This is a genomic window from Kineococcus gurbantunggutensis, from assembly GCF_050871925.1.
Lineage (GTDB): Bacteria > Actinomycetota > Actinomycetes > Actinomycetales > Kineococcaceae > Kineococcus.
In genome coordinates this window covers 1-8,760 of the sequence record NZ_JBJLSG010000184.1, presented here as the reverse complement: position 1 = coordinate 8,760, position 8,760 = coordinate 1, and the positions used below count along the sequence as shown (strand labels likewise).

The 8,760-nt window shown below is 78.1% G+C and carries 8 protein-coding genes; 2 read left to right on the top strand and 6 right to left on the bottom strand.

What is annotated here, in order from left to right:
* Positions 1-303: 303 nt before the first annotated feature.
* Positions 304-1,143: an ammonia-dependent NAD(+) synthetase gene (nadE, locus tag ACRYR7_RS22250; protein ID WP_432574297.1), complete on the top strand. Its 840-nt coding sequence runs from the start codon at positions 304-306 to the stop codon at positions 1,141-1,143.
* Here nadE and ACRYR7_RS22245 read toward each other — a convergent pair.
* A complete protein-coding gene (locus tag ACRYR7_RS22245) occupies positions 1,113-3,890 on the bottom strand; it encodes a molybdopterin-dependent oxidoreductase (RefSeq protein WP_432574296.1) in 2,778 nt (925 codons plus the stop codon). The two genes, nadE and ACRYR7_RS22245, sit on opposite strands and share 31 nt — an antisense overlap.
* Positions 3,887-4,720, bottom strand: a complete 834-nt coding sequence (locus ACRYR7_RS22240) for an FAD binding domain-containing protein (RefSeq protein WP_432574295.1) — start codon at positions 4,718-4,720, stop codon at positions 3,887-3,889. The genes ACRYR7_RS22245 and ACRYR7_RS22240 overlap by 4 nt, the downstream gene beginning before the upstream one ends.
* 35 nt (positions 4,721-4,755) lie before the next feature.
* Here ACRYR7_RS22240 and ACRYR7_RS22235 point away from each other — a divergent pair, with 35 nt between their 5' ends.
* Entirely contained in the window at positions 4,756-6,264 is a 1,509-nt protein-coding gene (locus ACRYR7_RS22235) for a helix-turn-helix domain-containing protein (protein ID WP_432574294.1), read from the top strand.
* On the opposite strand, the gene ACRYR7_RS22230 is transcribed toward ACRYR7_RS22235, so the two are convergent.
* From ACRYR7_RS22230 to uraD, 4 genes are read right to left on the bottom strand one after another with little or no spacing between them, the layout of a single operon-like run.
* Complete coding sequence (locus tag ACRYR7_RS22230) at positions 6,258-6,761, bottom strand: nucleoside deaminase (protein WP_432574293.1); 504 nt, start codon at positions 6,759-6,761, stop codon at positions 6,258-6,260. The genes ACRYR7_RS22235 and ACRYR7_RS22230 overlap by 7 nt on opposite strands.
* Positions 6,758-7,657, bottom strand: coding sequence for a factor-independent urate hydroxylase (gene pucL, locus ACRYR7_RS22225; protein WP_432574292.1), 900 nt, complete (start codon positions 7,655-7,657; stop codon positions 6,758-6,760). Before pucL ends, ACRYR7_RS22230 begins: the two co-directional genes overlap by 4 nt.
* A gap of 2 nt (positions 7,658-7,659) precedes the next feature.
* Positions 7,660-7,977, bottom strand: a complete 318-nt coding sequence (uraH, locus tag ACRYR7_RS22220) for a hydroxyisourate hydrolase (RefSeq protein ID WP_432574291.1) — start codon at positions 7,975-7,977, stop codon at positions 7,660-7,662.
* The gene (uraD, locus tag ACRYR7_RS22215) at positions 7,974-8,528 is read right to left on the bottom strand and encodes a 2-oxo-4-hydroxy-4-carboxy-5-ureidoimidazoline decarboxylase (RefSeq protein WP_432574290.1); all 555 of its coding nucleotides are present in this window, start codon (positions 8,526-8,528) and stop codon (positions 7,974-7,976) included. Before uraD ends, uraH begins: the two co-directional genes overlap by 4 nt.
* Positions 8,529-8,760 lie beyond the last annotated feature (232 nt).

Sequence of the window (8,760 nt, the reverse complement as noted above, 5' to 3'; positions counted from 1 at the left end):
GCAACGTGCGCGACATCACCCGCCTGGAGTCGCAGCTGCTGTGGGCGCAGCAGAAGGGGATGGAGGTGCCGGCGTACGCGCTGGCCGCGTTCCGCGACGCGGCGTCGCTGTACCGCGAGCGCGCCGGGCGCCCGGCCGCCGGCTCCCCGGGCACCGGGCTGCCGCTGGCGGCCTGAGCGGCAGGGCCCCGCCCGCCCCGCGCGCCGGGGTTGGCGGGCGGCACCGCCGCGGGGGAGGCTGACCCGACCGCGCCGCGCAGGGTGCCGGCGCGGCGGCGCGAGAGCGCCGGGGAGGAGGGACGCGGTGGCGGACACCACGACCGGCGGGACCGGCGAGCAGGTCCCCGAGCAGCAGCGCAGGATCGCCGCGGAGCTGGGGGTGGGCGCCGGCTTCGACGCCGCCACCGAGGCCGAGCGGCGCACCGGGTTCCTGGCGGGCCTGCTGCGCGGCACCGGCGCGCGCGAGCTCGTCCTGGGCATCAGCGGCGGTGTGGACTCCGCGGTCGCGGGGATGCTGTGCCGGCGCGCCACCCGGCAGGTGCCGGGCTCGCGCTTCACCGCCGTGCGCCTGCCCTACGGGCAGCAGTTCGACGACGCCGACGCGCAGGACGTCCTGCGGGCGGTGCAGGCCGACGAGGTGCTCACCGTGGACGTGCGCCCGGCCAGCGACGCGGCCCTGGCCTCCGTGGTCGCCGCGGGGCTGACGTTCACCGACGACGCCCAGCACGACTTCGTGCTCGGCAACGTCAAGGCCCGCCAGCGGATGGTCGCCCAGTACGCGATCGCCGGGGCCCGGCGCGGCCTGGTCATCGGCACCGACCACGCGGCCGAGGCCGTCACGGGGTTCTTCACCAAGTACGGCGACGGCGGCGTGGACGCCACCCCGCTGACGGGGCTGACCAAGCGCCGGGTGCGCGCGCTGGGTGAGCTGCTGGGGCTGCCCGCGCACATCGTCGCCAAGACGCCCACGGCGGACCTGGAGTCCTCCCGGCCCGGGCGCGCCGACGAGGACGCGCTGGGCCTGACGTACGAGCAGATCGACGACTTCCTGGAGGGGCGGGCCGTCGAGGACGCCGTGCGCGAGCGGCTGTACCGGTACTACGAGAGCACCGCTCACAAGCGGGCGGTGCCGACCGCCCCCTGAGCCCCGCGCTGCTCCCGCAGCGCCCGCCACACCCGGTCCGCGCTCATCGGCAGCTCGCGCAGCCGCACCCCGGCGGCGTCGAACACGGCGTTCGCCAGGGCGGGCGCGACCGGGTTGTACGGCGCCTCGCTCATCGACTTCGCCCCCAGCGGGCCGACCTCGTCGTACGTGTCGGCGAACAGCACCAGCGTGTCGCACAGGTCCGTGATCCGGGGGGCGCGGTACTCGCGCAGCGAGACGGTGAGCGGGCTGCCGTCGGGGTTGCGGCGCACCTCCTCGAACAGCGCCGAGCCCACCGCCTGCGCCACGCCGCCCTCGACCTGGCCGCGCAGCTGCACGGGGTTGAGCACCGTGCCGGCGTCCACGGCGTGCACCGAGCGCAGCAGCCGCACCTCCCCGGTGCCGGTGTCCACCGCGACGCGGAACCCCTGCACGTTGAACGCCACCGAGCGCAGCGCGGCGTCGTCGCGGCCCTCCGCCGACGGCGCCGCCCCGGTGGTGCGCAGCGCGTGGTCGTGCACGTCGGCCAGCGCCGCCAGGCGCCGCCCGCAGCGCACGCCGCCGGGTTCGAGGACCGCGGTGCGGGGGTCGGCGCCCAGCAGCCCCGCGCCCAGGTCGCGCACCCGCGCGGCCAGGCGCTCGCACGCGGTGAGCAGGGCCCGGCCGGCGACGACGGACCCGGCCGAGCCGAACGCGCCGGTGTCGTGGCTGGTGGCGTCGGTGTCGGCCTGGCGCAGCCGCAGCCGGTCGGCGGTGGTGCCCAGCGCCTGCACCGCGATCTGGGTGTGCACGGTGGTGGTGCCGTTGCCGAACTCCGCGGTGCCCACGGCCAGCTCCCAGGTGCCGTCGGGCAGCAGGCGCGCGGAGGCGTCGGCGAAGTGCCCGCGCGGCGGCACGGTGGCGATCATCGACAGCGCGATCCCGGAGCCGGTGCGCCAGCGCGGCCCTTCCGGCACCGGCTCGCCGCCCAGCGGCAGCTCCCGCTGCACCAGGTCCAGGCACTGGTCCAGGCCGTAGCTGCCGAAGCGCAGCCCGTCGTCCACGCCGGTCAGCGCCGGGTCGGAGGTGGCCACGAACCGGTCGCCGGGGACGACGACGTTCCTGCGCCGCAGCTCGAACGGGTCCAGGCCCAGCTCGCGCGCCAGCTCGTCCAGGGCGGACTCCAGCGCGAACACCACCTGCCCCAGCCCGTACCCGCGGAACGCGCCGGAGGGCACGGAGTTCGTGTAGACGGCGCGGGCGTCGACCCGCTTGTTCGCGCACCGGTAGGTGGCCACCGATTCGTGCACGGAGTGGAACATCACGCCCGGGGAGTGGTTGCCGTACGCGCCGGCGTCGGAGAGCAGGTCCACCGCCAGCGCGGTGAGGGTGCCGTCGGCCCGGGCGCCCAGGCGCACCCGCACGTCCATCGGGTGCCGCGTGGGCAGCGCGGTGAGCGCCTCGCGCCGCGTCGTCTCGTACTGCACCGGGCGCCCGGTGCGCAGCACCGCCAGGCCCACGAGGTCCTCGGTGAGCATCTCCTGCTTGCCGCCGAAACCCCCGCCGACGCGGGCGGCGAGCACCCGCACCCGATCGCGCCCCAGGCCCAGCACGCGGGCCAGCTCGTCGCGCACCAGGAACGGCACCTGCGTGCTGCTGCGCACCACCAGGCGCCCGCCGTCGTCGAGCCAGCCGACGGCGGCGTGCGTCTCCAGCGCGACGTGGCTGACGCGCTGGGTGCGCCAGGTGCCCTCCACGACGGCGTGCGCGCGCGCCAGCGCGCCGGCCACGTCGCCGACCTCGCTGTGCAGCTCGGCGACGAGGTTGCGGCCCGGGTCGGCGATGCGCGAGGCGGCGGCGTCCTTGTCCGCGTGCAGCAGCGGTGCGCCCGGGGCGGTGGCCAGCTGCGGGTCCAGCACCGCGGGCAGCACCTCGTACCGCACGACGACGCGGCGCAGCGCCTCCTCGGCCAGCGCCACCGACTCGGCCACGGCCACCGCCACGCGCTGGCCGTGGTGGCGCAGCACCGGGTCCAGCACGAGGGTGTCGTCGGGGTCGTCCAGGCGGTCCTCGTGCCGGCCGGTGGAGAACAGCACCGGCGGGGAGTCCCGGTGGGTGAGCACCAGGTGCACCCCCTCCAGGGCCTCGGCGGCGGAGGTGTCGATCGCGGTGACGCGCGCGTGGGCGTGCGGGCTGCGCAGCACCGCGGCGTGCAGCAGCCCCGGCGGCACGTCGCCGTCGGCGAGGTCCAGGGTGTACGGCTCGGTGCCGGTGACCACGCGGTGCGCGGCCGGTGCGGACACCGCGCACCCCACCGGGCCGCTGCGGGGCAGGGGCTCCAGCTCCGCCCCGTCCGCCGCCTCGCGCACGGAGCGGTAGCCGGTGCACCGGCACAGGTTGCCCTTGAGGTGCTCGTCGAGGTCGGCGCGCTGCTGCTCGTCCAGCGCGGCGGCGGTGACGACCATCCCCGGGGTGCAGAACCCGCACTGGAAGCCCGCCGCGTCCACGAACCGCTGCGCCACCGGGTGCAGCTCGCCCGCCGGGGCCAGCCCGGCGGCGGTGGTGACCTCCCGGCCCGCCGCGCGCAGCGCCGGGTACAGGCACGAGTGCACCGCCGCGCCGTCCACCAGCACCGTGCAGGCGCCGCAGTCGCCGGTGTCGCAGCCCTTCTTCACCGAGGTGCACCCGCCCTCGCGCAGCAGGGTGCGCAGGCACTGCCCCGGCCGCGGGTCCACCTCGGCGGCCACCCCGTCCACGCTCAGCCTCACGACGCCCCTCCCAGCTCCTGCACGACCTCCGCGACCGAGCGCAGCGTCACCGCCCGGCGCCAGTCCGGGGCGCCGTGCACGTCGTCGAACCAGCCCGGCCCGCCCTCCACGGCGGCGGCCACCTGCGCGGCGGCCTGCGCCGGCGACGGCGCCACGGGGTGGCGCAGCACCACCGGGCGGGGCACGGCGGCCGTGACCGCCAGCGTGAAGGAGCCGTCCCCGTCCAGCCGGCCGGTCACCAGCGACGCCGAGCGGCCCAGCCGGTGCAGCGAGGTGCGCCGGAACGCGGTGCGCCCGCGCAGCGCCCGCTCGGGCAGGTCCACCGCGCGCAGCACCTCCCCCGGGCGCAGCGCGGTGCGCCGGTCGCCCACGACGAGGTCGGCCACCGGCAGGTGCCGCGTGGAGCCGTCCGCGCCCCACAGCTCGGCGGTGCCGTCCAGCGCCACCGCCAGCGACGTCACCGCCCCCGCCGGCAGCGCCAGGCACACGTTGCCGCCGACGGTGGCCACCGCGCGCACCTTGGGCGGGGCCAGCAGCGCGCGCACGCACTGGCGCAGCAGCGGGTGCGCCGCCCAGCCCGGCCGCGCGGGCAGCGCCCCCACCTCCGCCACCGGGCAGGTGGCCGCCAGGCGCAGCCCGGCCGGCGAGACGCTCCACGGCTCCCAGCCCAGGGCGGTCAGGTCCACCAGGGTGCGCAGGTGCGGCTGCTCGCAGGAGAACAGCCACGTGCCGCCGGCCAGCACGGCGGTGCCCGCCGCGCCGGGGTGCGCGGCGGCCAGCGCGGCGCGGTCCCGGACCGCGATGATGGCCCCGATCGTGTTCAGGTCCACGGGCGAAGGCCCTTCTCGAGTCGGTGGGGGTGCGCGTGCGGGTGCACGACCTGCTGCCCGGGCCGGGCGCCGGGGGCGACGGCGCGGCGCCGGGCGCCGTCCCGGGCGCGGCGCCGGGCGCGGTGGCCGGGCTGCGGATGCTCGGCGGCGACCCCGCGGCGCTGCAGCGCCCGGTCACCGGCACCAGCACCGTGGACCTGCTGGACCCGGGCCGGTACGTGGGCGTGGCGCACCTGGTCCTCACCGGCCTGGTGTGGCGGCGCGAGCCGGGCGACAGCGAGCGGTTCGTCGCCGCCGTCGCCGAGGCCGGCGCCAGCGCCCTCGCGGTCGGCGAGGGCCTGCTGGGCGAGGTGCCCGAGGACGTCGTGACCGCCGCGCGCCGGCACGGGCTGCCGCTGTTCGCGGTGCCCGCCGACCTGCCCTTCCACGAGGTCAGCGCCCGCGTCGCCGCCGCCACCGCGCCCGGCCCCGGCGGCGCCGGGACGGGCGCGGGCACCGACGAGGCCGTGCAGCGCCTGCTGCGCGGGCTCGCCGAGGGCCGCCCGCTGGCCGAGCAGGCCGGGGACGTGGCCGCCCACCTGGGCCGCCCGGTGCGGGTGCTCTCCGCCACCGGCCGGCAGGTGGTGCCCGGGCCGGTGCCGCTGAGCGAGGACGAGGCCGACGACGCCGTGCTGCGCGGGGCGCGCGCCGCCGCGGGCGGCGGCGCCGGGCCGGCCGTGGTGCGCCTGGCCGGGGGTGCGGTGCAGGTGCGCGCCGTGGGCGCGGAGGACCCCGCCGAGCGCTGGTGGGTGCTCGTCGACGCCGGCGCGCCGCCGGAGGGGGTGGCCCTGCTCGACGCGCTCGCCGGGGCGGTGGCCGTGCACCGCCGCACCGCCGAGGTGCCGCCCGCCCCGCGCGGGCGGGTCGTGGCGGTGCTCGCCGACGGGGCGTGGTCCGCGCGCGCCCTGGCCGACGCCCTGGCCGACGTGCCGCACCGGCTGCAGGTCACCGCCGGCGGGGCCACCGCGCTGGCCGCCGCCCGCGGCGACCTCGTGCCGCTGCTGCGCCGGCGCCTGGCCCGGCTGGTGCCCTCGCTGGGCCAGCGGCGCCTGCTGTGCGGGGTCAGCCGGCCCGGGGAGGGCGGGGAGGAGGCCGTCGCCGGGGCGCGGCGCGCGCTGGGGGCGGCGCGCGCGGCCACCGGGCGCGTCGTGGTCGCCGAGGACGCCGACACCGGCACGGTGCTGGACCTGCTGCGCGCGGTCCCGGCGGGCGAGCGGGCCGGTTTCGCGCGCACCGTGCTCGGCCCGGTCCTGCCCGACGCGGAACTGCTCGGCACGCTGCGCGCCCACCTGCGTCACGGCTGCTCGCCCACCCGCACCGCGCAGGCCCTGCACCTGCACCAGAACACCGTGCGCTACCGGGTGGGGCGCCTGGAGGGGCTGCTGGGCCGGGACCTGCGCGACGTGGCCGACCTGGCCGACGTGCACGTGGCGCTGCGGCTGCTGGACGACCTCGACGCCGGCCCCGGGGAACCGCCCGGCGGGCACGGGCGCCCCGCTCAGTAGTCGACGCGCGCGGCGCTGGTGAGCCACGCGTCGAACGGCTCGGCGGCGGAGGGCACCCGCTGCTGGCGCACCGGCGTGGACCACAGCGAGCGGTCGGTGGAGAACAGCTCGTAGAACGCGCGGTCGTCGAAACCCCCGCGCGCGGCGTCGTCGCGGTCGGCGGCGTACACGACGCGGTCCACCCGCGCCCACAGCGAGGAGGCCAGGCACATCGGGCACGGCTCGCAGCTGGAGTACAGCGTGGTGCCGTGCAGGGAGAACGTGCCCACCCGCCGGCAGGCCGCGCGGATCGCCTGCACCTCCGCGTGCGCGGTGGGGTCGTTGTCGCGGGTGACGCGGTTCTGCCCCGTGGCCAGCAGCTCCCCGCCGCGCACCACGACCGCGCCGAACGGGCCGCCGCCGTCGGCGACGTTCTTCGTGGCCAGCTCCACGGCGCGGTCCAGGAAGTACGCGTCGGGCACGGCGGTGCCCGGGCCGGTGCCCGCCGCGGCGCTCACGCCCACGCCTCCGGGGCGGCGGGGCGGGCGTCGTCGGCGACGACGGCCTGGATGAGCCCGTAGGGGCGGTCGTCGGCGTGGAACACCTCGCCGCGGTTCTCCACGCCGAAGGGTTCCAGGTCGTAGCCGAAGTGGTGCTTGTTCGGCGCCAGCAGGCGGATCTCCACCGCCGCCGGGACCCGTTCCAGCGCCGTCCTGCCCATGTGCCACAGCGTCTGCTGCAGCGCCAGGGAGTGCAGGGTCGCGAACTGCTCCACGAGCGCGGAGCGCACCGCGGCGTGCGCGGCGTCGAAGTCGAAACCGTCGCGCAGGGCCTCCTCGCCGTAGCGCCACGTCGCCACCAGGGACGTGGCCATGACCCGGTCGTCCGTCTCGGCCAGGGTGGTGTACCCGTCGCGCAGGAAGCCGGAGAACTGCGAGCCCGTCGACTTCAGCAGCGTCAGGTCCTTCAGCCCGGCCAGCACGTGCGCGACCTGCTGCGCACCCCGGCCGCTGACCGTGACGGCGGCGGTGCGCACCTCCCCGCCGGAGCGCACCCACGTGTGGTCGTGCCCGGTGCCGCCGACCTGCGCGCGCTCCCACGGGTAGGAGTCGACGTCGACGCGGGCGCCGGTGACGGGGGCGACGTCGTCGACGAAGTGGCGCGCCAGGTCCAGCGCGTACCCCTCGATCGAGGCGACCCCCTTCTCCTTGGCGTACGCGTACACGGTGTTCTTCTGCGTGTCCGTCGGCAGCACCTTGGACTGGTCGCCGGTGAGGTAGGCGTCGGCGAAGTCGCCGCGCAGCGTCGTGGTGACGTTCAGGTCCACGACCTCGTGGCGCGGGGAGTCGCGCTGGAAGCGCACGACGCGGTTCTCGGCCTTGCCGTACTGGTGGCCCGCCAGGACGATCGGCACGGTCAGCTCCCTCGGTAGGTGGAGTAGGCGAACGGCGACAGCAGCAGCGGCACGTGCAGGTGCGCGGCGGAGTCCACGCCGAAGGTGACGACGACCTCGGGGTGGAACGACTCGCGGCCGGCGGTGCGGAAGTACTCCCCCGTGGCGAACGTCAGCCGGTGCACGCCGGGGTGCAGGACGTCGGCGAAGCGGGCGCGCCCGTCGCCGTCGGTGCGCCCGCGGGCCAGCACCCGGCCGTCGGGGCCGGTGAGGGTGAGCCCGACGCCGGTGGCGGGGGTGCCGGTGGTGGCGTCCAGGACGTGGGTGGACAGGTGCGTCACGACGCGCCCCCGGCACCGGTGCCGGCCTCGTCGAGGGCGCGGCGCAGCCGCAGGTCGGTGATGGCGGCCAGCTCGCGGCGCAGCACGGCCCGCTCGGTGGCGGGGTCGTTGCCCAGCCGCGAGCGCAGCACCGCCAGCAGCTCCTCGGCACCGCGGCCGGAGGCGCACACCAGGTACACGTGGCCGAAGCGGGCCTCGTAGGCGCGGTTGCCCTCGGCCAGGGCGTCCAGGACGGCGGGGTCGGCGGCCAGCGCGGCGGCCTGCTCGCGGCGCGAGGCGGCACCGGCGGGGCGCTCGCCGATGCGCGGGTGCGCGGCCAGGGCGACGTCCACGTCGGCCTCGGTGGTGGCGGCCAGCTCCTCGGCGGCGGCGGCCAGCAGCGCCTCGCCGGTGCCGAAGGGGCGCCGGGCCGCGACCCGCTCCGCCCAGGCCGGGGCGTCGCAGCACGACAGCAGCAGGGCCCGGAACCCGTCCTCCCCCAGCGCGTCGAGCACCCCGGCACCCGTGGAACGTCCCGTGGGCCGGTCCGTGCGCCGCTGCGTGGCGTCCACCCGCGTCCTCCCCCTCTGCCGCCGGGCGGCCAGTGTGGGCGCGCGGCGGGGCGCGGCGCAGCCACCGGTCCTCCAGGGTTCCGCCGGGCCCGTGCGGGGGGTTTCGGCGGAACCTCCAAACGGTCGCGCGGGCGCAACACCGGTGAAACCCCGCGGAAACACCACCCCCGCGCACGCCCCGCGCACCCCCGTCCCTCCCCTCCTCCCTGCGGTGATCGAGGAAGTGGCCACT